At 70.7% G+C, this 22,564-nt stretch carries 24 protein-coding genes and 1 pseudogene; 19 read left to right on the top strand and 6 right to left on the bottom strand.

Annotated features, from left to right (window positions below):
* Positions 1-400: 400 nt before the first annotated feature.
* The 8 genes from DDQ41_RS24980 (at position 401) to DDQ41_RS24945 (ending at position 8,751) form a co-directional block, all read left to right on the top strand.
* Complete coding sequence (locus tag DDQ41_RS24980; protein ID WP_109296483.1) at positions 401-1,528, top strand: C40 family peptidase; 1,128 nt, start codon at positions 401-403, stop codon at positions 1,526-1,528.
* A 141-nt stretch (positions 1,529-1,669) separates the two neighbouring features.
* Positions 1,670-1,984 carry a DUF6112 family protein gene (locus DDQ41_RS24975; RefSeq protein WP_064068923.1) on the top strand — a complete coding sequence of 105 codons (315 nt, stop codon included), beginning with the start codon at positions 1,670-1,672 and terminating at the stop codon, positions 1,982-1,984.
* Positions 1,981-2,676, top strand: a complete 696-nt coding sequence (locus DDQ41_RS24970) for a hypothetical protein (RefSeq protein ID WP_109297931.1) — start codon at positions 1,981-1,983, stop codon at positions 2,674-2,676. The genes DDQ41_RS24975 and DDQ41_RS24970 overlap by 4 nt, the downstream gene beginning before the upstream one ends.
* A 36-nt stretch (positions 2,677-2,712) precedes the next feature.
* Complete coding sequence (locus DDQ41_RS24965; RefSeq protein WP_109296482.1) at positions 2,713-4,089, top strand: SCO6881 family protein; 1,377 nt, start codon at positions 2,713-2,715, stop codon at positions 4,087-4,089.
* A gap of 81 nt (positions 4,090-4,170) precedes the next feature.
* Positions 4,171-5,643: an SCO6880 family protein gene (locus DDQ41_RS24960; protein WP_109296481.1), complete on the top strand. Its 1,473-nt coding sequence runs from the start codon at positions 4,171-4,173 to the stop codon at positions 5,641-5,643.
* Positions 5,644-5,776: 133 nt separating this feature from the next.
* Positions 5,777-6,241, top strand: a complete 465-nt coding sequence (locus tag DDQ41_RS24955; RefSeq protein ID WP_109296480.1) for a DUF6238 family protein — start codon at positions 5,777-5,779, stop codon at positions 6,239-6,241.
* 25 nt (positions 6,242-6,266) lie between these two features.
* Positions 6,267-7,781, top strand: a complete 1,515-nt coding sequence (locus DDQ41_RS24950; protein ID WP_109296479.1) for a VirB4 family type IV secretion system protein — start codon at positions 6,267-6,269, stop codon at positions 7,779-7,781.
* A 7-nt stretch (positions 7,782-7,788) separates the two neighbouring features.
* The gene (locus DDQ41_RS24945) at positions 7,789-8,751 is read left to right on the top strand and encodes a hypothetical protein (RefSeq protein ID WP_262508559.1); all 963 of its coding nucleotides are present in this window, start codon (positions 7,789-7,791) and stop codon (positions 8,749-8,751) included.
* A gap of 77 nt (positions 8,752-8,828) precedes the next feature.
* Here the strand turns inward: DDQ41_RS24945 and DDQ41_RS32660 are convergent, their stop codons facing one another.
* Positions 8,829-8,963, bottom strand: a complete 135-nt coding sequence (locus tag DDQ41_RS32660; RefSeq protein ID WP_262508558.1) for a hypothetical protein — start codon at positions 8,961-8,963, stop codon at positions 8,829-8,831.
* On the opposite strand from DDQ41_RS32660, the gene DDQ41_RS24940 reads away from it, so the two are divergent.
* The 7 genes and pseudogenes from DDQ41_RS24940 to DDQ41_RS24910 all read left to right on the top strand — a co-directional run.
* A complete protein-coding gene (locus DDQ41_RS24940; protein WP_262508557.1) occupies positions 8,962-9,954 on the top strand; it encodes a hypothetical protein in 993 nt (330 codons plus the stop codon). The two genes, DDQ41_RS32660 and DDQ41_RS24940, sit on opposite strands and share 2 nt — an antisense overlap.
* 8 nt (positions 9,955-9,962) lie before the next feature.
* On the top strand, positions 9,963-10,511 hold the full coding sequence (locus tag DDQ41_RS24935) for a hypothetical protein (protein ID WP_109296478.1): 549 nt from the start codon (positions 9,963-9,965) through the stop codon (positions 10,509-10,511).
* A gap of 166 nt (positions 10,512-10,677) precedes the next feature.
* A complete protein-coding gene (locus tag DDQ41_RS31935) occupies positions 10,678-11,196 on the top strand; it encodes a hypothetical protein (RefSeq protein WP_174720240.1) in 519 nt (172 codons plus the stop codon).
* 5 nt (positions 11,197-11,201) lie between these two features.
* Complete coding sequence (locus DDQ41_RS24925) at positions 11,202-11,885, top strand: glycosyltransferase family 2 protein (protein ID WP_262508556.1); 684 nt, start codon at positions 11,202-11,204, stop codon at positions 11,883-11,885.
* Positions 11,878-12,990: a hypothetical protein gene (locus DDQ41_RS24920; RefSeq protein WP_109296477.1), complete on the top strand. Its 1,113-nt coding sequence runs from the start codon at positions 11,878-11,880 to the stop codon at positions 12,988-12,990. The genes DDQ41_RS24925 and DDQ41_RS24920 overlap by 8 nt, the downstream gene beginning before the upstream one ends.
* 40 nt (positions 12,991-13,030) lie before the next feature.
* On the top strand, positions 13,031-13,489 hold the full coding sequence (locus tag DDQ41_RS24915) for a hypothetical protein (protein WP_109296476.1): 459 nt from the start codon (positions 13,031-13,033) through the stop codon (positions 13,487-13,489).
* A pseudogene (locus DDQ41_RS24910) lies at positions 13,486-14,112 on the top strand (hypothetical protein); the annotation flags it as partial. The gene DDQ41_RS24915 and the pseudogene DDQ41_RS24910, both read left to right, overlap by 4 nt.
* Positions 14,113-14,227: 115 nt before the next feature.
* On the opposite strand, the gene DDQ41_RS24905 reads toward DDQ41_RS24910, so the two are convergent.
* Positions 14,228-14,854 (bottom strand): DNA topoisomerase subunit B, encoded by a 627-nt coding sequence (locus tag DDQ41_RS24905; protein ID WP_109293613.1) that lies wholly within the window; start codon positions 14,852-14,854, stop codon positions 14,228-14,230.
* A 157-nt stretch (positions 14,855-15,011) separates the two neighbouring features.
* Here DDQ41_RS24905 and DDQ41_RS24900 point away from each other — a divergent pair, with 157 nt between their 5' ends.
* Positions 15,012-15,548: a hypothetical protein gene (locus DDQ41_RS24900; protein WP_162602623.1), complete on the top strand. Its 537-nt coding sequence runs from the start codon at positions 15,012-15,014 to the stop codon at positions 15,546-15,548.
* A 199-nt stretch (positions 15,549-15,747) separates the two neighbouring features.
* On the opposite strand, the gene DDQ41_RS24895 is transcribed toward DDQ41_RS24900, so the two are convergent.
* A complete protein-coding gene (locus DDQ41_RS24895; protein WP_109293615.1) occupies positions 15,748-16,047 on the bottom strand; it encodes a helix-turn-helix transcriptional regulator in 300 nt (99 codons plus the stop codon).
* Positions 16,048-16,119: 72 nt separating this feature from the next.
* Between DDQ41_RS24895 and DDQ41_RS24890 the strand changes: the two genes are divergently transcribed.
* On the top strand, positions 16,120-17,040 hold the full coding sequence (locus DDQ41_RS24890) for a hypothetical protein (RefSeq protein ID WP_109293616.1): 921 nt from the start codon (positions 16,120-16,122) through the stop codon (positions 17,038-17,040).
* A gap of 50 nt (positions 17,041-17,090) precedes the next feature.
* A complete protein-coding gene (locus DDQ41_RS24885) occupies positions 17,091-18,779 on the top strand; it encodes a hypothetical protein (protein ID WP_109293617.1) in 1,689 nt (562 codons plus the stop codon).
* A gap of 183 nt (positions 18,780-18,962) precedes the next feature.
* On the opposite strand, the gene DDQ41_RS24880 is transcribed toward DDQ41_RS24885, so the two are convergent.
* Both DDQ41_RS24880 and DDQ41_RS24875 read right to left on the bottom strand, forming a co-directional pair.
* Positions 18,963-19,310 carry a hypothetical protein gene (locus tag DDQ41_RS24880; protein ID WP_109296475.1) on the bottom strand — a complete coding sequence of 116 codons (348 nt, stop codon included), beginning with the start codon at positions 19,308-19,310 and terminating at the stop codon, positions 18,963-18,965.
* A gap of 133 nt (positions 19,311-19,443) precedes the next feature.
* The gene (locus DDQ41_RS24875; RefSeq protein WP_109296474.1) at positions 19,444-20,430 is read right to left on the bottom strand and encodes an AAA family ATPase; all 987 of its coding nucleotides are present in this window, start codon (positions 20,428-20,430) and stop codon (positions 19,444-19,446) included.
* Between the two features lie 148 nt (positions 20,431-20,578).
* Between DDQ41_RS24875 and DDQ41_RS24870 the strand changes: the two genes are divergently transcribed.
* On the top strand, positions 20,579-21,121 hold the full coding sequence (locus tag DDQ41_RS24870; protein WP_109294923.1) for a hypothetical protein: 543 nt from the start codon (positions 20,579-20,581) through the stop codon (positions 21,119-21,121).
* 7 nt (positions 21,122-21,128) lie between these two features.
* Here DDQ41_RS24870 and DDQ41_RS24865 read toward each other — a convergent pair whose 3' ends face one another.
* A complete protein-coding gene (locus DDQ41_RS24865) occupies positions 21,129-22,079 on the bottom strand; it encodes an IS5 family transposase (protein ID WP_109294922.1) in 951 nt (316 codons plus the stop codon).
* Between the last annotated feature and the right edge of the window lie 485 nt (positions 22,080-22,564).

Raw genomic sequence — 22,564 nt, 5'->3', positions numbered from 1 at the left:
AGGGCGAGGGGAGTTAAAAAACTGTAGGGGTGAATACGCCGACGACCAAGAAGTCCGGTGCTGAGGTGCCGGATTCCGGCACCTCGTGCCGACTTTTTGGTCAGCCGCCGATCCGGGCCTACTGTTTTTGAACCGCCCGGCGAACACCGCCGCTGGCTACTCCCCACCACGCCTCACGGAGGTACCCCCTGCCCCGGCACACCTAGCTCACGACCCGGCCACGCGGAGCGAGCGGCAACTCCCCCGCACCGGCCTCCCGATCGCCCACCCCGGCTGCCGCGCCCTTCCGATACGCCACGCGCACGCGGCACGCCGGACACCGCACCCTGAAGGACACGTTCATGACGCCCTGCTCCCCACCCATGCCCGAACCCGCTGACGTACGAGCGGTCCGCGCCGGTTGAAGGCGGTCGCCGCCGGCATCGGCGTCGTCTTCCTCTCCCCCCTGCTGCTCGCCGGAACGGCCATGATGATGGCCTCCTCCGCCGAAGCCGTGCAGACCTCCGGCTCTTTCAGCGGGTGCCTGACCGGTATCGACTCCGACGAGGTCGCCAAACACGTCACCGACATCCTCGACGGCGCGTCCGGCAAGGACGTTCACATCGAGGGCCTGGATCTGCCCGCCGAGCAAGTCGCCAACGCGCGGACCATCGTGGCCACCGGCATCAGCCTCGACGTGCCCAAGAAGGGCCAGATCATCGCGCTCGCCACGGCGATGCAGGAGTCGCGGCTGCGCAACCTCAACTACGGAGACCGGGACTCGCTCGGCTTGTTCCAGCAACGCCCTTCTCAGGGCTGGGGCACCGCCCAGCAGATCCGCGATCCCGTCTACGCGAGCGAGCGCTTCTACAAGGCGCTGCTCAAGGTCGACGGGTGGCAGCAGATGACCGTCACCCAGGCAGCACAGGCGGTCCAGGCGTCCGGCTACCCGGACGCGTACGCCCAGTGGGAGGACCTGGCCACCGCGCTGCAGGAAGCCATCGCCAAGACCTTCCCGAGCACCGGCAAGGACAAGGACGACAAGGAGCCGGACCAGGAGTCCGCCACCGGCACCACCGGCTGTGCTCCGTCCCAGGACGGATCCGGCTTCGGCCGCATCCCCGAGGGCAGCGTCCCGAAGGGATACAAGATCCCCAAGGATGCCGACCCCAAGGCCCGTAAAGCCCTCAACTGGGCGATGCACCAGCTCGGTACGCAGTACCAGTGGGGCGGCAGCTGCACCAACGCGCACGGCCCCGACCCGATGGGCCGCTGCGACTGCAGCTCGCTCATGCAGCAGGCGTACGCCCACGCCGGCATCACCCTCACCCGCACCACATACACGCAGGTCGCCGAAGGCAAGGCTGTCTCCCCCAGCCACCTCCAGCCCGGTGACCTCGTTTTCAGCCGCGGCACCGCGAGCCGCCCCGAGCATGTCGGCATGTACATGGGCGAGGGCCTCGTGATCGAGGCCCCGCGCACCGGAAAGCCCGTCCGGATCACTCCGATCAAGGACTGGGACATCCTCGCCGCCCGCCGCGTCCTCTGACGCCGCTCCCGCCCGGACACCGCTCCGGGCGGGCCGCCGACGCGGCCACTTCCCGCGCTCCGAGCGCGCCTCCCCCTCCGCTTCCCCCTTTCCCGCCGGCCCCTCGCCTGGCCTGCGTTCGCAAGGAGCCTCGCCACACCTATGCCCCTCCCTCTCGCAGACCGCGTCATCCAGCTCGCCTTCGATCCCGGCATCACCCCCGCGGGCGGCGGCCTGCCCGGCCTCGCCGTGCTGAAGAACGTCGTCAACTCGATCAACATGTTCGGGATCATCGCCGTCGTCGGTGCTCTCGCCGTCTCCCTCGGCGTGTGGGCCTGGGGCCACCACACCGGTGGCCACCAGGCCGAGGCCAACGGCAAGAAGGGCGCCGTCGTCGCCGCGGGCGCCGCTCTCGGCCTGGGCGCCGCGAACGGAATCGTCGCGTTCTTCTCGGCCCTCGGCTCGCAGGTCCACTGATGAAACGATTCCCCTCGCTCTCCCTGTCCTCGTACGGCATCGGCTGGTCGGCCAGCAAGCGGATCGCGATCGTCGCTCTGGTCGTCACCGTCCTGCTCGCCACAGCCGCCACCGTCGCGTGGCTCAGCGGGAACGGCAGCGGCCACGAGGGTCCGGACCACGCCGCCCCCGCGCCGACGGCGAGCAGCCCGTCCTCCTCCGAAGCCGCCCCGAAGCCGACTGCCGGATCGGGATCGGTGCCCAAGCCCCCGCAGATCGCCGAACCGGTCGCCTACGCCAAGGCCGTGGCTCAGATGCTGTGGTCCTACGACACCCGCAACACCAGCCGCGACCAGCAGCTCGCCGGCATGCACGCCTGGATGACCAAGGAGATCAAGTACGCCGACTGGGCGTCCGTCTCCGGCCAAGTCCCGGATCCGGTCCTCTGGTCGCGGATGGCCGACCAGGACCAGCACGCCACCGCCAGCGTCACCGAAGGCCACTACCCCGGCGCGTTCAAGCAGGCCCTCGCCGAGGATCCCTCCGCGATCACCAAGGCGTACATCTACGTCGTCACCGTCAACGGCAAGCAGCAGATCGCCTGGAAGAAGGGCGGCGGCGGAGCCGAAGAACGCGCCGTGACCCTGGCCGTGCAGTGCCGGCCCAACCACGACTGCGCCCTGGCCGCCATCGCTCCGAGCGTCACGCAGTGACCCGCGCCTGACACAAGAGAGGAGCGGCAACCTCCCGTGGGTTTCTGCGATTTCCCCCTGGCAGACAAGCTGTGCGCCGTCGGCGACGCGGTCGACTTCGCATCGGATCCCGGCAAGGCCATCGGCGACTGGATGGCGAAGTCGGCAGGTGAACTGGCCGCCGCTGCTGCCGACCTGGCGGCCAAGGCCGTCAACACCACCACCAAGGTCGACCTGAACGCCGGCTGGTTCCGCGACAACTACGAGATGCTGCTGCCGCTGGGCCTGGTCCTGCTGGTCGCGACGTTCTGCGCACAGCTCGTCCGGGCCGCCATCAGACGCGACGGCCAAGCCCTCACCCAGGCATTCACCGGCACGATGTCGGGCGTCCTGTTCGCCTTCTGCGCCATCGCCTTCACCACGGTCGCCGTCGAAGTGGTCGACGCGATCTCCGACGGCCTGTTCAAGGCCGCGAGCCTGGACATCGAGTCGGCCGTACGCCGCATCGTCAAGGTCAGCCAGATCGGCGCCCTGGCCGGACTGGGCTGGCTCGTCCCGGTCGTCGCCGGTCTCGGCGCCGCCATCGGCGCCTTCCTCTACTGGTGCGTGATGATGGTCCGCAAGGTCGGCATCCTCGTCATGGTCACCCTGGCGATCTTCGCCAGCGCCGGCGGCGGCTGGGAGGTCGCACGCCGCTGGCGCAAGGGCTGGATCGAAGCCACCGCCACCCTCGTCGTCTCCAAGCTCCTGATGACCGTGATCTTCGTGCTCGGCATCGCCGCCATGGGCAAGACCGAGGCCAAGGACGGCATCGGCGCTCTCGCCGACGTCATGTCCGGCATCGTGATCATGGTCCTGGTGCTGCTGTGCCCGTACGCGGTGTTCAAATTCGTGCACTGGGCTGCCGACGGAACCGACGGCGAGTCCATCCACCGCGCCGGCGGCGCCGGAGCCCAAGTCGCCAAGGCACACGCCGAGAACGCCACCCGCAAGGCCGCGGCGGCAGCCGCCACCGCCGGAACCGGCGGCGCGGCAGCCGGAGCGAGCGCCGCTCCCCAAGGCCCCGACGCCGCAGGCGGAGGCGGCCTCCCCGGCGACATCGCCTCCCACCCGACCGGTGGAGGCGGTGGCACGGAAGACGCGCAAGGCGGCGGTACGGGCGTCTCGCCCGGTGGCGATGCCCTCAAGTCCGGCCTGGAAAAGGCCGTCCAGCCCCCGCCGACGAACGTCTCCGACGACACCAGCAGCCAGGTGGGCGGCACTCCTGGCCCGGGTGAGTCCGGACCGAGCGCTGCGTCCGGGCAGGGCGGCGGATGGCAGTCCGCTCCCCCCACCCCGACCCCGCCGCCCCAGGGCGCACCACCCACCTCCGGCTCACAGGACTCCACGACCAGCGGAACGGCTGGCCAGCTCCCGCCCCCGTCCGGCCTCTGATCCTCTGCCCGCTTCCCGGGGGCGGGACGTACGTTCGCGCCCCGCTCCCGGGTCCCCACCCGCGCCTCCAGGACCCGCCCCATGACTGACCTTTCCGTCGCCCCGGTCACGGTGAAATTCCCGCACCGGTCCCGTCGCGGCATCCTCCTCGGCCTCTCCCTCCCTCAACTCGTCCTCGTGTCGTGCACGCTCGCACTGCTGTTGATGACGGTGCTCTCCACCGGGCTGCTCGGCGCCGTCGTCCTGACCCCGCTATGGGCCGCGTCGGGTGCTCTCGTCGCGATCCGACGGCACGGCCGCTCCCTGGTCGACTGGGCACCGATCGTCACGCGCTTCGCCCAGCGCCGGCGTTCCGGCCAGACGCTCTGGCTCGCCCGGCCCGTCACCCGGCCGCGGCAGGAAGGCGTCCTTCATCTGCCCGGCACCGCCGCCTCCCTCAAGGTGGTCACCCCGGGCGACTCGGCCAACGGCGCCGCGGCCGTGCACGACCCGCACCGGCAGACCCTGACCGCCATCGCCCGCGTCAGCAGCCGTGCCTTCGCCCTCCTCGACCCCGCCACCCAGAACCACAACGTGGCCAGCTGGGGACGGGCCCTGGCGGGCATCGCGCGGAGCGGGCACATCGCCACCGTGCAGGTCCTGGAGCGCACCGTCCCCGACAGCGGCGACACCCTCACCCGCCACTGGACCCAGAACGGGCAGCCCCAGACCCCGGTCGCCGGACAGATCTACTCCGAACTCGTCGCCTCGGCCGGCCCCGCCGCCGCCCCGCACGAGACCTACCTCGCCATCTCCCTCGACCTGAAGGCCGCCAAGCGCCTGATCAGCCAGGCCGGCGGCGGGCTGCCGGGCGCGTTCACCGTCATGGAGCAGACCACCGCGTCCATCGCCCAGGCCGCCCGGAACGCCGGACTCATGGTCACCGGCTGGCTGACCGCGCGGGAGATCGCCGCCGTCATCCGCACCGCCTACGACCCCAAGGCCCTCGCCGCGCTCCAGCAGTGGTCCGAGACCGGCCGCGCCGAGGCGGACCCCGCAGCCGCCGGGCCCGTCGTCCAGGTCGAGGAGTACGACCGGCTGGCCACCGACTCCGCCCGCCACGCCACGTACTGGGTGGAGAACTGGCCGAGGACCGAAATGGGCGCGGGCTTCCTGCACGGGATCATGTTCACGGCCGGAGTGCGGCGCAGCCTGTCCCTTATATACGCGCCCCAGGGGCTCGAGTCTGCGCTGCGGGACGTCCAGCGGAAAAAGGCCGCGATCATCGCCGACGCGAACGAGCGAGCCCGCCGGGGGCAGGTCGACAGCGAGGAAGACTCCGTCGAGTACGCCGACGTCAAGATGCGAGAGCGCCAGCTCATCGCCGGGCACGCAGACGTGGCCCTGACCGGCCTGGTCACCGTCACGGCCGAGACCGACGCCCTCCTCGACGCGGCCTGCGCGCAGATCGAGACCAGCGCCGTCACCTCGGGCGTTGACCTGCGACGGCTCAATTACCAGCAGCCCGACGCCTTCACCCTCACCGCGCTGCCGCTCGCCCGCACAGCCCTGTGACCTGGCCCCACTTTCTCGCCAGCAGCGAGCGGTGCCCGATGGTCAGAATCCTGAACCGTCCCTTCTCGATCACACCGCGGCAGAGCAACCGCTGCCTGCCGCCCCTGCCTTTCGGCAGGAAGGACCACCACCTTTGACCCCTCCCACGCGTCCACAAGACGCGCACCCCTACCTCCGTGCCGCGAGCGCCGGAGTCCGCCACCACACCCGTGCTCTGGCACGGCAGGACGCCACCTCGCCCGCGCCGGTGGACCGCCTGCACCTTGACGTGCTGCACGCCCACCTCACCGCCCTGCACCAGCTCCTCGACCGGCTCGCCGAGTCCACACGGCCACCGCACCCCGCCGCCGGCCGCCACCTCGCAACCGCGCACACCCGCATGTGGCAGGCCACCACCGAGATCCACTCGGCCTTCCACCTGCTGCCCATCAACGCAGCGGCAGAAGGCGCCGAGGCGAGCGCGTGCCATCCGGAACGACTGCCCGAGGGGCCGCCCGTGCTGACCATCTGCCAACGCCACCTCACCGCCGGACACATCATCCGGCGCAAGACCACCCCCACCGACCTCCGTACGCACACCACGGCCTGCGTGCAATGAGCACCCGCAGAATCGAGGGCCCCCGATGAGCCACCGGCCCGCTCGCCGCGCCCGCCGCGCCTCCGCGTCTCCGCTGTTCACTCCCCACGGAACCGACCGGGCCAGCCGCAAGGCCGCCCGCCGCCAGCTCGCCGAGGCCACCGCCAAGGCCCGCGCCGAAGCCAGCGCCCACACGGCAGACAGCCCAAACGCCGAGCACGAGACACCCGCGGCCCTCTACCCCCCGAGCGGACGCCCCGGCCCTGCCTCCGCCCGCAAGAACCGGCTCAAGCTTCCCGCACACCGCATGACCACCGCCGTGGCCGCCGGCGCGTACCCCTTCCTCGCCGAGGGCGGCCTCGGCGCCGAGGGCATCTACATCGGCCGCGATGTGCACGCCGAGGCGTCGTTCGTCTTCGACCCCTTCGCGCTGTACGGCAAGGTCGAGGGCTTCACCAACCCCAACATCCTGCTCGCCGGCGTCATCGGCCAGGGCAAGAGCGCCCTGGCGAAGTCCTTCGCGTTGCGGTCGGTCGCCTTCGGGTACCGCGTCTACGTTCCATGCGACCCGAAGGGCGAGTGGACGCCAGTGGCGGAAGCCCTCGGCGGCCGATCCGTAGCTCTCGGTCCCGAACTGCCCGGCAGGTTGAACCCGCTGGACGCGGCCCCGCGCCCGGCGGGCGTCACGGAGGTCGACTGGGTCGGCGAGATCCGCAAACGGCGCCTTCTCCTGCTCGGCTCCCTGGCCCGTACGGTCCTGGGCCGGGACCTGATGCCCATGGAGCACACGGCCCTGGACATCGCCCTCGACGCCGTCGTCACCCGCGCCGCCGACACCAAGACCACCCCGCTCCTCGGTGACGTCGCCGCCACCCTCAACAACTCCGGCGCGCTCGACGAGGCCGCCGGGATGGTGTCGGGGCAACTCGGCGACGCGGCCCGTGACCTGGCCCACGCCATGCGCCGCCTGGTCCACGGCGACTTGGCCGGCATGTTCGACGCCCCCTCCACCGTCGCTTTCGATCCCAGCGCACCGATGCTCACCATCGACCTGTCCCGACTCGGCGGCTCGGGCGACGACACGGCGCTGGTCCTGGCGATGACGTGCGCCTCCGCCTGGATGGAGTCCGCCCTCTCCGACCCGAACGGCGGCCGACGCTGGATCGTGTACGACGAGGCGTGGCGCCTGATGAGGCACGCCGGCCTGCTGCAGCGCATGCAGGCCCAGTGGAAGCTGAGCCGCGGCCTCGGCATCGCCAACCTCATGGTCATCCATAGGCTCAGCGACCTGCTCACCGCCGGCGACGCCGGATCCCAGGGCCGCGCCCTGGCCGAGGGCCTCCTCGCCGACTGCAGCACCCGCATCATCTACCGCCAGGAGACCGACCAGCTCCACGCCGCGGCCTCCCTGCTCGGCCTGACCTCCGTCGAGATGGACGCCATTGCCCACCTCAACCGAGGGCGTGGCCTGTGGAAGGTCGCCGGACGATCTTTCATCGTGCAGCACCTCCTACACAGCCACGAGCTGGCGCTCTTCGACACCGACGCCCGCATGCATTGAGAGGCTCATGGATCCCAACATCCCGGGCGAGTTGATACCTCGCGACGCTGACGGCAAGGACTCCCTGGGCACCCGCCGTACGCCTGTCACGGCTTCGCTCGCTCCACTGCCTGACCACGGCAACGTGAACACCGTCTGGTGGCAGGAGCTGTGGCGTCGCCACGCGCACATCACCACGCCCCTTCGGCAGCGCGGGCTGGAGTGCGACATCGAGTTCGGACTCAGCGCGTACATCGTGCACGTCGCGCTCACCGACGGCAGCTACCTGATCATCGGCCCGCCGCAGGAGCCCTCCTCCAACCGTCCACCCGGGGACCCCGAGGGCTGGATCGTGACCCGCCAACACCCCGATGACCACGCCGTGTTCGAGGTGATCTACGACTCCACCCCATCGACCGGCCCTGGTGCCCCTGAGCGGCCCGAAGCACGTGACGGCGGAAGCGCCAAGCACGTGGTCGAGGCCATCGACCAGCGGCTCACCCAGCTCGGGCTGCTGCCCGTTCCTCGTTCGTCCACGGAAGGCCCGCTCGTGTCCACAGCCTCACAGCCCCGCGCACAGGAGTCTCCGGACCTCTCCCCCCGCCTGGGCCGCACCTCCGCGTACGTCTACGGCGACGCCCTCCTCGCTCTCACCGACCGGCTCAACGGGACCGAGTCGCATGCGGAGGCAGCCGCCATGCTGCACCAGATCCTGGATCCGACCGACGGCCTGCTGGAGCGGCTCGGCGAGTTCTTCGAAGCCGCCGGGGAGAAGGCCAAGGAAGCCGAGCAGGACGACGGCTTCGACTTGTCGTACGACCTCGCCGACGCCGCGGCCGAGATCCGGAACCTCGGGGAAGTTTTGCACGTTGCCGAGGACCGAATGCGGGCGCTGAACACCACTCCACCGGCACGCCGGCCTGCAGCGGCCCCGCCCCGTACGCCGCGCCTGCCCGCCCTCCCGTCAGCACAGCCTCGGCAGAGACGCTGACGCCCGGCTACCTCGCCGCGCTGCGGGCCGGTGCACCCGACGTGGTCGGCACTGCGTCGGTGACCGCGCCTCGTCCCTCATCCCGCCACACCGGCAGCCACGTCCACCGCACGCGTCGGCCTGTCCGCCCTGAGCACCACTGGAGCCCCCATCCGCATCACCCGCAACGCCCTGCCGCTGATCGCCTGTGCCGTCGCTGCCTCCTTGGCCATGACCGGCTGCACCAACGACAGCGACACCACCGAGTCCAAGCAGCCCCCCACAGCCAGCACTGCGCCGAAGCCGACGCCGGTCCCCTCGATCACCCAGGCGCAGGCGCGCGAAGCTCTCACCCACTACTCGAAGACCAACAACCTCGCTCGCCAGAGCCAGGACCGCGCTCTTCTCGACACCGTCGAGGGCGGACCCCGATACGCGATGTCGCTGGCCGACATCAAGCAAGACGAGGCCCTGCCCCAGGCCGATCGTGAGCCGTACCGACCGTGGTCGTACGACCTGGCCGCCACCGACCTCTACATCCCGCGCCTGAAGGACGGACAGCAGCGGTGGTTCGCCGCCGTCACCCGGGCCGGCAGCCAGCAGCAGTACGCCCGCGTCCTGATCCTGGCGGAGAGCACGAAGTCCAAGCAGCAGTGGGAGATGGTCGCCACCGTCGACATAGACGATCCGAAGCAGCTCCCGCAGATCGTGCTCGACAACGACGGGTACGCCACCGCGGTCGACGCCGCCTCGCAATCCCTGGCCGCGCCGGTCGGCGTGCTCCGCTCCGCCGTGACCGACAACTTCGCCACCGGAGGCGAGACGACCGGGAAGAAGGTCTTCAACCCGTCGACAGCCTCCCAGCGGCAGATCAAGGTCCACGACGAGACGACCCGGAAGTTCGGCCCGCGCGGCACCACCCGCTTCGCCGCCGCCGACCCGCAGTTCGCCGACGCGTACGCGCTGAAGACCACCTCGGGCGCACTCGTGATCTTCTCCCACACCCACACCCAGCACGACGCGGTGACCGCCCCGGGCCTGGGGATCGTGCCGGAGAAGCAGGACCGCGCGTGGCTCGGCACCAGCCCCAGCCCTGCCTTCACCTACACGTTCACTTGCTCCGACATCGCCGCCGTCCCGAGCACGCCGGAGCCGCCCAGCCTCCTGGGCTACGGCTGCCGACGCACCGACGCCAAGGCCGCTGGCTCCAGCACCTCCGTCTAGAAGGACCCGTGCCCCAAGACCCCGACTTCGAGCTGTACGACAACGTCGGCCGCGACGCCGACCAGATCGCCGCCGCCCGCTACGGCATCGCCACCCGCGGTGATCTGCTCCGGTGGGCGCGGCGCGACTCCGAAGCGTTCCTCGCGGAGCATCCGCTGCCGGACAAGCCCCTGCCCAGCCCTGACCTCGCCCCCTACCTGGCCGCGCTCGCCGCGGCCCAGACCCCTGCCGAGGTCAGCGCCGTCACCCAGCATCTTCTGGATGCCGCCGAACCCGCACTCCGGGCGGTGAGCGACTACCTCTTCGCCACCGCCCAGTGGCGCGGCCGGCACCGCGGCGCGGTGAAGGGCTCGCCGCCCAAGCTCCTGATGGAGGCGGCCAGCCGCGGCCTGTCCGTGGCGGCCATCGCGGACGAGGCCGATCTCAGGACTCTGCGCGCTGCGTACGACCCGGCGCCGACGCCGAACTTCCCGCCGCGGGGCCCGGCTCGGGCCTCGACGGCCCTCCCCCCGACCCCGCCGCACGTTCCGCCCGCCGGCCCTGCACCCAGCCGGTGATCCTGAAACGCCCTGGAGGCCCCTCCTGTCGACCGGTTCCTTCATCGCCCGCCCCACCGAGACCGGTTACACCGGCATATACATCCATCTCGACGGCCAGCCGAGCGAGAAACTGCCCATCCTCCTCGCCGCACACCGGTACCGGTTCGGCCGTGACGTCGAGGCCATGGCGCGGTATCTCGTGGATGGCGTCGCCGTGGGATGGGACGAGCTGGGCACTGATCTCCTGGATGGTGCCCCGCCCGAGATCCTCTCGGCGCTGACCGGCGGTGAACAGTGGTCCAGCAGCACCCTGGACCACCTGGTCACCCCCGACGGCTCGCCGCCGGTCCGCATGACGGTCACCGAGAAGACCGCCGCCGATCTGGACGTGCAGTGGGGGTACATCCTTCGCCCCCACGGGATCGAAGTGATCAGCGTGCTGCACGCCGCTGCCGGTCCCGTCATCGCGTGGGCCACCGACCCCCGCGCCCGGTTCAGCAACCACCCGGCGCACTGGTCTGCCCCCCGCCCCGGCCACCGCGCCACCGGCCCGTCCCGCCCCCACCTCGCCTTCGGTCGGTCACCGCACCGCTGCCCGCCGCTGACCCTTCCCGCCCGCGCTTCCCGGAGATTTCCCTGCCCACGCCCCCGATCACCGTCGTCATCGCCAGCCGCCTGCGCGAGGACCGCCTCGATTACCTGACCGCCATGCACGCCAGCCTGACCCGGCAGTCCGTGCCGTGGGAGGCAGTGATCGCCCTCGACGGCGCCGACCCGAGCCGTCTGCCCGCCCCTCTCGCGGCGGACCCGCGCATCCGTACCCTCGCCCTGCCCCGCCCGGTCGGCGCCGCCTGCGCCCGCAACCTCGCCCTCACCCAGGTCCGCACCAAGTACCTGAACTGGGCCGACGATGATGATGAGTTCACCGACGACGCCATGACGGCACGGCTGTCCACCCTCGAATCCACCGGGGTGGGCTGGTGCGCCGGCTGGAGTGAGGACCTGTACCCCGACGGCTCGACCACGCTGTGGCGCTGCCCCACGCCGCCAGGCCGACACGAGGCCGGCGACGTCATGAACTACTGGCCACGGCCGCAGGACACGATCCCGATCGGGCCGACCACGATCCTCGCCCGCACCGACCTCGTACGAGCGGCCCCGATGGGCGGCCTCGTCCAGGGCGAGGACTACATGGCGGCCGTCGGCGTCACGGCCCTCGCCCCGGGGATCATGCTGCGCCTGCCGGTCTACCGGTACCGCAAGCACCCGGGGCAGATGACGCAGCAGGCGTCGTACGACCAGCTGGAGGCGGCGGCCCGCGAGCACGCGCACGGCTACGGACTCAGCCTGCGGGCCGCCCTTCGTAGCCGCGAGGCCCTCGCCCGTGGGTGACGCCCACATCGTCCTCGCCTACAGCCGGGATGCCGGCATCGTCGCCATCGCCGGCGGCGTGCAGTACCCCTGGGCCCACACGGCGCTGGAGGAGTCCGGCTTCCACCGCGGCGAGGCAGGCGTCTACCGCCTTCCGGCCGACGACGCGGATGCCTCCCGCGCCACGGTGGCCGGCCTGATCAGCTGCGCCGAGCGGCACCGCACCAGCGTGTCCACCAGCAGCCGGCGCTTCATCGGCGACGCCGCTCGCGACATCGCGCGCCTTCTGCCCGGCCAGTGGAGTGCGACGGTCGAGATCTACTCCCACCCCCTCTGGCAGGAGGACCTCGTTCCCTGGATATGGGACAGCGGCGAACTCGGCCGCGCCCTCCAGACCGAGCGGATCCCCTACGCCGCCACGCTCACCGACATGGTGCACGGCACCACCCTGTTGCTCACCGAGCGCCCAGGTTGCCAACTCGACTACCTCGTCGGCGCCTTCGCACCGAAGGGGCTGGAGGAGGGCTACGGCGATCCGCACGCCCCGCGCAGCATAGTCCTGCCGCCCTTCCCCGGACGTGCGGCCCAGGCCGTCGCCGACCGGTACCTCCCTTCCTACGAGCAGGCCGTCCATGCCCGCCGGACCGCGGCCATCTCCACCGTGCTCCAGCACATCCGCTCCGAGCGCGACACCTGGCAGGCCATGGCCGCCTCCGCCCACTACAGCGACGCCACCCCCCTCAGCGTCAATGCCCTCGGCGCCGCGGCCGAGGACTTCCTCGACCACGCCTGGCGCAGCTTCCTCACCGTCGTGGACCACGCCCCGGCTCTGCTCGACCGGTGCCGGCCCGCCCGCAGCCCATGGCCACAGGACGCCGCCGCGCTCTCCCGCCTGGCCGATGCCGTGGCCGACGCCGAGGTTCTGCTGGAGGCGGCGGTCCACAGCGGGCCTCTCCCACCCCGGGAACGCCGCGCGCGGGCGTGGCCGGCCATCGAGACCTGGCTCACCGATGGAGAAGCCTTCCTGCGCCAGGCCCGCGTGAGCGCACCGCACCGGCGCCCGGCCCTCGCGGTGTCCGCGCCGCTGCGCGCTCTGCCTGCGGCCCGTCCGGCCCCCCGCCGCTGACCTGCTCAACCACCGACCTCGTGAGGAGTTGCCCGCCCTCTTGGAACCCGGCACCCACTTCGTCTTCGGCACCCACAAAGAACACGGCTTCGTCGCTTCCTTCACTTCCTTCATGCCTTCGCACCTCGCCCAGTGGTTCCTGCTGCGCGAAGAGTTCGAACCCGTCCCCGACGAGCCCGGGCTGTTCAGGCTCAGCGAGCCGGAACGGGACGGCCCTCGCCGTACCCGCCAGGCCGTCCACGACCTGCGGCGCCAGGGCTACGCCGTGCACGCCGACATCGCTCTCGACCCCGCCGCTTCGGCCAGCCCGCCGCGGCCCGTTCTGCCGAACGGGCTCCTGGAACGCCGCAGCCGTCTCGCGCAGGCCGCCGCCGGCCGCACGACACAGCGCGGCACGGCGCCCACCACCTCGTCTCCGTCGGCCCGGCCGATTCCGCCGAAGCCCACCTACGCACCGACCGTCCACCTGACGGCCTCCGGTAGCGGGCGATCCCGATGACGCCCGGAAGCGACCCGGCCCCCGAAGCCCCGCTGCCCGTGGAACCCGACCTGGCAACGCGCGCACGCGACTTCCGACTACGGCTGTCCGTCATCGCCCGTGAGACCGAGGTCGCGCTCGACATGACCCGCGACCGTTACGGCCGCACCGTCCACGAAGGCGCCGCGGCAGCCGCGCGCGCCCTCCGGGACAAGGCGGCCGTGGAGGCGTACGCCACGCACCTCGCCCCGTACGCCGATGCACTGCTCGATGCCGCCCGCCGTGCGCTCGACGAGCTGCCGCCCGCCCGACACCTGGCCGGGTGGCGGGCCGTGCTGGACGGTCTCGCCGTCTCCGCCGCTGAGATCCGGCGGGCGCTCGACCGGCCCGCCGCCCCCGGCTCGGCAGCCGAACGCGCGCAGCATGCGGCCTTGTGGCCCCACCTCGCTGCCTGGGCGGACCACGGCTTCATCGCCAGTGACCTCGCCGATCAGAACCAGCACCAGCATCACAAGGCCCCGCTGACCGATGACGAACAGCAGGCGTGGACTGAGCGGGCCCAGGCCGCGCGGCAGCGAGGCGAGCTGGAGCTGACCGAGTCGTGGTACGCCGCTGACGGGCAGCCCATCACCCTCGCCCACCTGGGGGCTGTTCTTGAGTGGGCTTGATCAGGGGGTTCGGAAGGGTTGCAGAGATCGTTGCCCGTTGCGGGGTAGATCGTTGCCCGGCGGCAGGGGGTTGCGCGCGGTGGGGGATGACTCAGGCCGTGCGCCGGTCGTCGATTTTGGAGGAGAGCTGTGGCCATGCCGCGGTGAGTCGTGCCAGGTCGTCGGCCGTCAAGTCGTGAGCCGTACGCAGGGGCTCGTCGGGGAGGAAATGGACGGCGGTCCCGGTCGTGCCGTCGTCGGTGATCGGTTCCAGGTCGGTGGTGGGGATGCCGTGTTCGTATCGCTGGGTCCAGGATCCGTTGCGGCGGCGGTTGGTATGGACGAGCCACGTGCTGAGTGCGGCGACGACCGACATGCCCCGGCGGGGGTGGGTGTCGGGCAGTGGGAGCGTGTCGGGGTGGTCGAAGAAGCGGAGGTCCTTTGTCGCCATGACCGGCTTCTTCACGGCCTGGCCGTGTTCGTCGAGGCGTGTGTCGGTGCCCCGTCCGTCGTCGGCGATGGTTACGGAGCCGTCGGAGTGGAGCGTGATGCGGCAGTGTCCGCTGTTGCTGTACTCGGCCTCGTCCGCCGCATAGGCGATGACTTCGAGAACCAGGTGCCGGAGGCCGCCGGGGGCGAATACGGCGGGGTTTTGGCGGATGTGTTCAAGGTGGTCGAGGTCGACGGTGCTCGCCCAGTCGTGCGTGGTGTTGCGCCAGGAAGCCCTTGGTGTGTCCATCCGAGAAGTATGGAGCCGGTGATCACGGGCGCGGGATGTGTGGGTCCGGCCTGCCCCACTCCATGATCACCTCCTACAGTGTGAGGGGAGTGCCGCCAACTTGGCTCCCTTGTCTGCGAGTTGGCGGGCGTCGGCCTTGGGGTGAAGGGGGCGGCTGATGGCATCGCTGCTGGAGAGGCTGAGGGCGAGGGCGTCACGGTCGCGGGCGAGGGTGGAGGACCTGCGCTCGCGGATCGCCGCGCTGGAGAAGGAGCTCGCCGCCGAGGAAGCGGAGCTGTCGCGGTGGGCGGTTGCCGAGGAGGCGGTGGCCGAACTGCTGGCCGAGGACGACGCCGGCGGTGGGGAGCCGGCGGCCGGGCTGCCGCCGGTGGCGGTGGCCGCGGCCAGGAGGCCGCAGGCCGTGGTCTCGGCGCCGGTGACGCGGGGGGACGGCGAGGTGCTGGCCGGGGTGAGTGAGGACGTGGTGCTCGCGCTGGCGTCGGCGGGGCGGCCGCTGCGGTCGAGGGAAATCTGCGAGGCGGTCGGCGCGGGAACGGAGCACCGGCCGGTGGAGGGGATGCGGGTGAGGCTGAAACGGCTGGTCAAGCAGGGCTGGCTGACCGAGGACCAGGTGGGGCTGTTCGCGATCGCGCCCGGGGTCGGGGATCCGGCGTCGGCGGGTGCGGTCGTGGAGGCTGCGGGCGGGGACGTGTGAGGCGGCGCCGTCGGGATGGCCGTCCCGGCGGCGCCTGGGGTTGCGTGAGCGCCCTGGACCATGAAGAAGAGGCTCGCGCGTCCGACAGGTTAGTGCTGTTGCGCCGTGTTGGGTTCGCCGGGCCGTAACTGGGCTCTGGCCTGCGGGAATTGCAGTCTGTTGGCCGGGCCGGGAGGGCTTTGGCGGCATGTCTGCACACCTACCGGCGCGCAAGCGGGGGCCACAGCGGGGTGTTCAGGCCCGTCTCCAGGCGGGCGATCGTGGCGACATCGGGCCAGCAGCGGCCCTCGATCACGTCGGCGATGGTCTGCCGGTTGACCCCCAGCAGGTCAGCGGCACCGCGGCGGCTCAGACCGCGTTCGCGCAGAGCGTCGGCGAGGCGGCGGGCGATGGTCTGGACGACTGCTGCGGCGACGTCGTCGACGACCGCGTGGGGCCAGGCTTCCGGATCTTGGGTGCATTCCCTGGGCGCGCGGGAGCGCGCGCTGCCTCCGACCATGCTTCCACGCTCCTGTCTGTTGATGTCGTACGCGACTTGGGCGGCAGGTTGTCCTGCCGCTACTCGTGGTTCATGGCACTGGACCTGGCGACGTCTTCGGTCATCGACGCGTACACCCCGCGGGAGGCTCCCGCCTGCTGGGTTGAGGTGGGGCCGCTGGTGAAGGCGGTGGTTACCGCGACCGTCGAGCGTGTCCCTTACTCGGTTGTGGACCTGCTGCACGTTGTCGCCCGGCTGGCCGTCTGGGCAGAGGGGCGGGGGGTTGCCCGTGAGCCGGCCGCCTGGCTGAAGAACGAGACGATCGACGCGTTCGTGCTGACCGGCTGCGCGGGCCTGAAGCCTGGCACCCTGCGCACCTACCGCACCTGGCTGCGGCGCGTGAGAGAGGTACTGGTCTTCGACGATGGCGGGCAGGAGGGGCTGAAGTTGTCCGCTCCGCCGGCGCCCGCGGCGCCCTATGAGGACGAAGAGATCGCCGCCTTGCGGTCCTGGGCCCGGCAGCTGCGCCCCCGGGCGCGGTCGGATGCGCTGGCCCTGATGGCGCTCGCGGACGGGATGGGACTCGCACCGGGAGAAATCGCCCGACTGCGCGGGACGGACATCCGCCGCACCCGCTCCGGCGCCTGCGTACTCGACGCCGCGGTGCTCGGACGGCTCCTGGTGGCCCACGCCGGCTGGGAAGAGATCCTCGCCGAGCTCGCGGGACAGGCCGGGGACGACTTCCTGTTCCGCCCCGGCCACAAGGACCCGCCGCCGGACAACCTGATCGCCTCCTTCACCCACCAGCACCGGCCCGCAACACCCCTGCCGAAGCTGAACGCCCGCCGCCTGCGGGCTTCTTGGATCGTCTCCCTGATGCGCCGCCGCATCGACCCCGGAGTGATCGCGGCCGCGGCCGGGCTCGCCTCGACCGCCTCCCTCGCCCGCTACCAGCACTTCGTGCCCCCGCTCAGCGACCGCGAGACGGCCCGCCTGCTGCGAGGCCAGCAGTGAGGGCCCCGCCGCCGGACCATCCGGCCGGCCGCTCCAGCCGTCCGCGGCCGGTGACCGACGCCCCGGCCCGCATCCCGGACTCGAAGGTCTTCCAGCTGGCCGCGCTGCTGGATGGCTCCGGCGCCCTCGACCTGATCAACGGCGAACTGTCCGGGCGGCCCGGCCCTGCCGGCCTTGCGCCCCGGACCGTGCTGACCGGACTGCTGCTGTCCGTCCACTACACCGGCAAGGCCACCCTGGCCGAAGCCTGGCGCATCCTCACCTTCAGCCTCTCGCCCACCGCCCAAGGCCGCCTCGGCATCAAGCCCGGCGAAACCGCCGGCCCCCGGGCCCGGCTGGCCCTCTCCCGCCGCGTCTACCGGGCCTTCGACCGCGTCACCACCGCACTGGATGTGGCCCGCTGCGACCGACGCCGCCGCCTGCCTCTGGACGAGGCCGCCACCTTCGCGGCCGCCTGGGAAGACAATGATCCCGAACACATGCGTAAGAGGGCCGTGCTGCAGCAGATCTGCACCGCCCTGATCACCAACACGATCCGGATCGCCCGACGCTGCGGGGCACTGAAGCACTGGCGAGGCGACGTCGGCATCGACGCCACCGCCCTGGCCTCCTGGCACAAGCCGCCCAGCACCAAACGCAACCTGGCCTCCGTCGACCTCACCGCGGGCTGGCACTTTTCCGGCGGCTCCAACGAACCCACCTTCGGCCTCAGCGGGCACCTCGCTCTCGCGGCCGCCTCCCGCCCCCACTCGGGGCGCGACGCGCAGATCGCGCTCGGCCTGGTCGTCGACTACCCCGGTGTCCGCACCGGCCCTAACGCGATCACCCTGCTCACACCCCTGACCAGGCTCCAACTCCCTGCCGGGACACTCGCCGTCGACCGCCTCTACACCGACGCCCGCCCCGAGACCTTCGCCCTGCCCGCCCGCAAGCTGGGCTACCGGCTCGCCCTGGACTACAAGCAGGACCAGCGCGGCATCCAGGGCAGCCACCGCGGCGCCGTCATGATCGACGGCACCCTCACCTGCCCCCACGTCCCACCCGCACTCGCGAACGCCACCCACCGGCTCGACGACAAAACCGCCCGCCGGCCGGATGACCTCACCAAGACACAGATCAACAACCGCAAGCCGTACTTCCTCCACCTCAAACAGGGCCCCGACGAGGGCGGGGCCATCCGGCTCGCCTGCCCCGCCACCGGCACCTCGCCCACCGTCAACTGCCCGCGCAGACCACCCGCCCGCACTCCGCCACGCACCATCGATCTCACCGACCCACGACAGACACAGGCGCACCCGGCGGCCCGCCCCACCGTGACCATCCCGCCCCACGCGGCCGGTTCCCCGCCGGACATCTGCCGCCAGCACTCGATCACGATCCACCCCGGCGACCTGGGCACCATGGACAAGTTCCGCCAGGACCTGCCCTACCTCACCGACACCTGGCGCGACACCTTCAAGGTCGTCAGGGCTCAGAACGAGGGGATCAACGGAATCCTCAAGGGCCACAAGGTCGACATCTCCGAACCGAAGAACCGGCTCGCCCACGGCCGCGTCGCCCAGACCCTCCTCGTCACGCTCATGATCACCATCGCGAACCTGGCAATCTTGGACGCCTTCTGCCAGACCACCCGAGGCGAGCACCTGCCCGCCACCGCCTACGAAGAGCTTCCGCTCACCCCACCGGACCGTTCCGCGGCCCGGCCGATCGGACGCCTCCCACCCGGCACACCACGATGATCCGCAAGTGAACAGCCACACCAACCACCGCCACGAGACGTTCCCGGTCCCGCAGCCGCACCACCGTGCGCTCCACGGCATCGGTCACCCCCGGAAGGCCCCATCCGCAGGCCCCGGAACCGCCCCTCAGCCCCGGCCGACCTCCGAACCGCCCCCGAAAACCGCAAGATCCCGCCCAATCGACTAGATCGGACGGGATCTCGTGAACCACTCCTGAGCGAACTCAAGAACAGTCCCCAAAGGGGCCTGCTTTGGGTTGCCCCCGTCGGTGTCCTCGGTGAAGGCACGGATCCGCTGCGTGAACGAGGTGACCTTGTCGAATGGGACCCAGACCAGCGCATCCTGCGGACCGTCGTCGGTCTGCGGATGGCTGCTCATGAGGGTCAGGCCCGAGCCGTCGAGACGCTCCAGCGACAGCGGATGGTCACGCGCTGCTTCGATCCGCACGGCGAAACCGTCAGGTTGGAACGCGTCGGGGGTCTCATGGATGAGCTGGGCCGACTCGCGTTCGGCCTTCTCAAGACCGTCCACCAGCGCAGCAGCGTGCCCGTGACGGTCTTCGCGTTGGGCTAGGTCAGGTCCGCCTCCGCCAGAGGGTTCGGAGCGCGGGGTCAGTGTGGCGGCCCGCCAGGGCACCACCAAGTGCGGAGTCGCTCTTGCGGGCTCAGGCATGGTGGGAGGCGTGCCGCTCGCTCAGCGCTTCCAGCAGCAGCTGCTCGTCCACTACGTCTCGGCCGGCCAGGATGGCCCGCTTGGCTGCCGCTTCCGCCGCTTTGACCAGCTCGGCATGGCTCAGACCGGATGCACTGTCTGTCACGGCGTCCCACCGTACTGTGCCTGTATCCATCCCGGCTAGCCGTCGGCGCATGACCTCCACGGCTTGCTCGGGCGTGGGGGCGCCGTACGTGGCGATCATGTCGAAGCGGCGGAAGAGCGCCCGGTCCAGAAGCTGGTGGTGGTTGGTGCCGGCGACGACCAGGCTCTCGGAAGGAGCCTCGTCCAGGAACAGCAGGAACGAGTTCAGGATCCTGCGGGCCTCGCCGACGTCGTTGCCTGCCGCTCGCTCGGCGCCGAGGGCATCGAATTCGTCGAACAAGTAGACAGCGCGGGTCTGCGCGACCGCGTCGAAAACCAGGCGCAGTTTTGCTGCGGTCTCGCCCATAAACCGGCTGATCAGCCCGTCCAGGCGGATGGTGAACAACGGCAGCTTGAGCTCGCCGGCCAATGCTGCGGCGGTCATGCTCTTTCCGGTTCCTGGAGGGCCGGACAGCAGGATGCGGTGCACTGGAGTGAAGCCGAAACGCTCCAGCCGGGCGCGCTGACGCTGCTCGTGCAGCACGCGGTCCAGAGACGCTCGTAGCCCCGCGTCCAGGGTCATGTCGTCAAGTTGGGTGTCTGGGTAGCCCGCTGTCAGAAGGCTGGTGAGCTCGCCGCGGGGCTGCACGACCGGGGTTGCGGCATTCCGGCTGCCGGCTCTGCTCTGCTTCTGCTGCGCGCTCTCAACCAGCTCACGCAGTTCTACAGCGAACTTCCCCTGCCCCTGGCGAGCGGACTTTGCCGCCACCTGCAGGGCGACGCTATAGAAGAGGTCGTCGTTGGCTTCGGCGTGCGCTCGCACGAGAGCTTTCAGGTGCTCGGCGTTTGCCGCCATACGCCTGTCACCCTTCCGATGCCAGCTATCTGTGACTAGCTGTTTCTCAACCGATCAGGTGTCTGAGCTGCATGTTTGCGGTTTGTGATCTTCGTGGGCGGGTGTGCAGGGTGGTGGTGTCTTCGTTGCCGAGCCCGGAGGTTCTGCTGTGCCCACGCCCGCCGCTGTCATGACGCGCCGACTGCGCGCCTTCGAAGCCCGTGCCGTCGAGCTCCGGCAGCGGATCACCGCTCTGGAGGAGGAAGCGGCCCAGGTGGACAGGGAGATCGCCCGCTGGCGTATCGGCAGCGAGATCTGGGACGAGGTCGAACAGGAACTGCGCGGTGATGCCGGTGTGGCTGCTGTTTCCTGCAGCCCGTCCGACAACAGGGAGGCGCCGGCCGACGCGGAGGTAGGGAGCCCTGCCGGCGCAGGTGCCGGCGCTGGAACCGGAGCCGGAGGTGAGTCGCGGTATGTGCCGCAACGGCAGGAGGACTCCGATCCCAGCAGGCTGCCCGGCCTCTACTCGAAGATCGTCGAGTTCGTGAGGGAAGCGCAGGAACCGGTGCGGGCTCGGGAGGTGGCCCAGGCATTGTTCGGTGAGGGGGCCGGTCGCAGTCGGCAGGAGGGTGTGCGCTGTCAGCTCAAGCGGCTCGTCCAGCGGGACTGGCTGACCAGCGCCGACGGCCGGGAGTTCACCGCGGCAGGATGACGGGCGCTCACACCCGCCGGGCCCGTCCGGCGGCCGCCTCGTGGTCCGCGGCGGCCAGGCGGCGGGTCATGAGGGTGACCATGGCCCACTTCACGTAGCTCTCGTGGGCGGCGGCGGTGCGCTCGTAATCACGCACCAGGCGACGGCAGTTCACCAGCCAGGCGAACGTGCGCTCGACCACCCAACGTCTCGGGATCACCACGAAGCCGGCTCTGTCGTCGCCGCGGCGGGACACCTCGACCTTCATGCCGAGGGCGTGCAGGGCCCAATCCACCAGGGCGCCCGCATAGCCGCTGTCGGCCCACACCAGACGCACCCGCGTGAACAGGGAACGCACCCGTTCCAGGAGGGCCACACCCGCGTCGCGGTCCTGCAGGTCCGCGGCGGTGACCATCACCACCAGCAGCAGACCCAGACAGTCCACGGCGATGTGACGCTTGGAACCCGACACATTCTTCGCCCCGTCGTACCCGCGCCGCTCCCCGGTCAGGGTGGAGGCGCCGCGCAGGGACTGGGAATCGACGATCGCCGCACTCGGCTCGGGATCGTCCCGCCCTTCCACGATGCGTACCTGCTCCCGCAGCCTCTCGTGCAGCACGTCCAGGAGCTCGTCCGTGTGCCAGCGATGCTGGAATGCGTAGACGGCCGACCAGGGCGGGAAGTCGGGCGGCATCGCCCTCCACTTGATGCCGTTGTCGACGAAGTACCGCACCGCATCGATCATTTCGCGGTGGCAGAAACCCTCCGGGTTGCCCCCGCGGCCACACAGCCAGCCCGGCACAGGCATCACCCGCCGGACGATCTGCCATTCCTCGTCCGTCAGATCGGTCGCGTAGACGCGGGCCCGCAGCGGCCGGTCACCGGCATTGCCGTACAAGTGAGCGAGACAGTCACACTCCGCGGCGAACCGCAGGTCGGGCAACGGACGATCGGACAGGACGACGGTAGCGTTCTGCATGACGGGGCTTTGTTCCTCGCGTGGCTGGCTTAGACAACCGACACGCTATGAACAGGGCCCCGTTCCCATGCCCACTCCCGGACTCCGTCACCTGATCCAGGACACCGTACGGGACGTCATCGAACGCCCGACGGTTGAGAAACAGCTAGTGAGAGAGGTCTACCCAGGAGCCGATGGGCACCTGTGCCGCCTGCATCGTACGGCTCGAGGCGGCAGAGTGTTGCCTGGACGTTCCCGCTCACCGCCCGTAGCAGCGCACTGTCGATCAGACCCATGCGGCCAACCCGCCCCACAGAGTGGCCATCAAGCGCCTGAACAGCGACACAACGGGCCTGACACCCCATCAGAACGAGCGTCAAATGAGCGTCACGAGCGTCATTTCAGCGTCAAGATATCGCCCGTAACGCCCACAACGCACATAATGCGCACGCACAAAACCGCAGGTCAGGAGCCCTTTGCGGCCGGTTCAAGGATCGCGACGCACT

The organism is Streptomyces spongiicola, assembly GCF_003122365.1.
Lineage (GTDB): Bacteria > Actinomycetota > Actinomycetes > Streptomycetales > Streptomycetaceae > Streptomyces > Streptomyces spongiicola.
The sequence above is the reverse complement of the archived record's forward strand: the minus strand, read 5'-3'. Positions and strand labels throughout refer to the sequence as shown.

Coding starts and splice junctions, on each gene's coding strand:
- DDQ41_RS24975 (WP_064068923.1), top strand. CDS start 1,670: ATGCCCCTCCCTCTCGCAGACCGCGTCATCCAGCTCGCCTTCGATCCC.
- DDQ41_RS24960 (WP_109296481.1), top strand. CDS start 4,171: ATGACTGACCTTTCCGTCGCCCCGGTCACGGTGAAATTCCCGCACCGG.
- DDQ41_RS24950 (WP_109296479.1), top strand. CDS start 6,267: ATGAGCCACCGGCCCGCTCGCCGCGCCCGCCGCGCCTCCGCGTCTCCG.
- DDQ41_RS24945 (WP_262508559.1), top strand. CDS start 7,789: ATGGATCCCAACATCCCGGGCGAGTTGATACCTCGCGACGCTGACGGC.
- DDQ41_RS24940 (WP_262508557.1), top strand. CDS start 8,962: ATGACCGGCTGCACCAACGACAGCGACACCACCGAGTCCAAGCAGCCC.
- DDQ41_RS32660 (WP_262508558.1), bottom strand. CDS start 8,963: ATGGCCAAGGAGGCAGCGACGGCACAGGCGATCAGCGGCAGGGCGTTG.
- DDQ41_RS31935 (WP_174720240.1), top strand. CDS start 10,678: ATGGCGCGGTATCTCGTGGATGGCGTCGCCGTGGGATGGGACGAGCTG.
- DDQ41_RS24925 (WP_262508556.1), top strand. CDS start 11,202: ATGCACGCCAGCCTGACCCGGCAGTCCGTGCCGTGGGAGGCAGTGATC.
- DDQ41_RS24905 (WP_109293613.1), bottom strand. CDS start 14,854: ATGGACACACCAAGGGCTTCCTGGCGCAACACCACGCACGACTGGGCG.
- DDQ41_RS24900 (WP_162602623.1), top strand. CDS start 15,012: ATGGCATCGCTGCTGGAGAGGCTGAGGGCGAGGGCGTCACGGTCGCGG.
- DDQ41_RS24895 (WP_109293615.1), bottom strand. CDS start 16,047: ATGGTCGGAGGCAGCGCGCGCTCCCGCGCGCCCAGGGAATGCACCCAA.
- DDQ41_RS24890 (WP_109293616.1), top strand. CDS start 16,120: ATGGCACTGGACCTGGCGACGTCTTCGGTCATCGACGCGTACACCCCG.
- DDQ41_RS24875 (WP_109296474.1), bottom strand. CDS start 20,430: ATGGCGGCAAACGCCGAGCACCTGAAAGCTCTCGTGCGAGCGCACGCC.
- DDQ41_RS24865 (WP_109294922.1), bottom strand. CDS start 22,079: ATGCAGAACGCTACCGTCGTCCTGTCCGATCGTCCGTTGCCCGACCTG.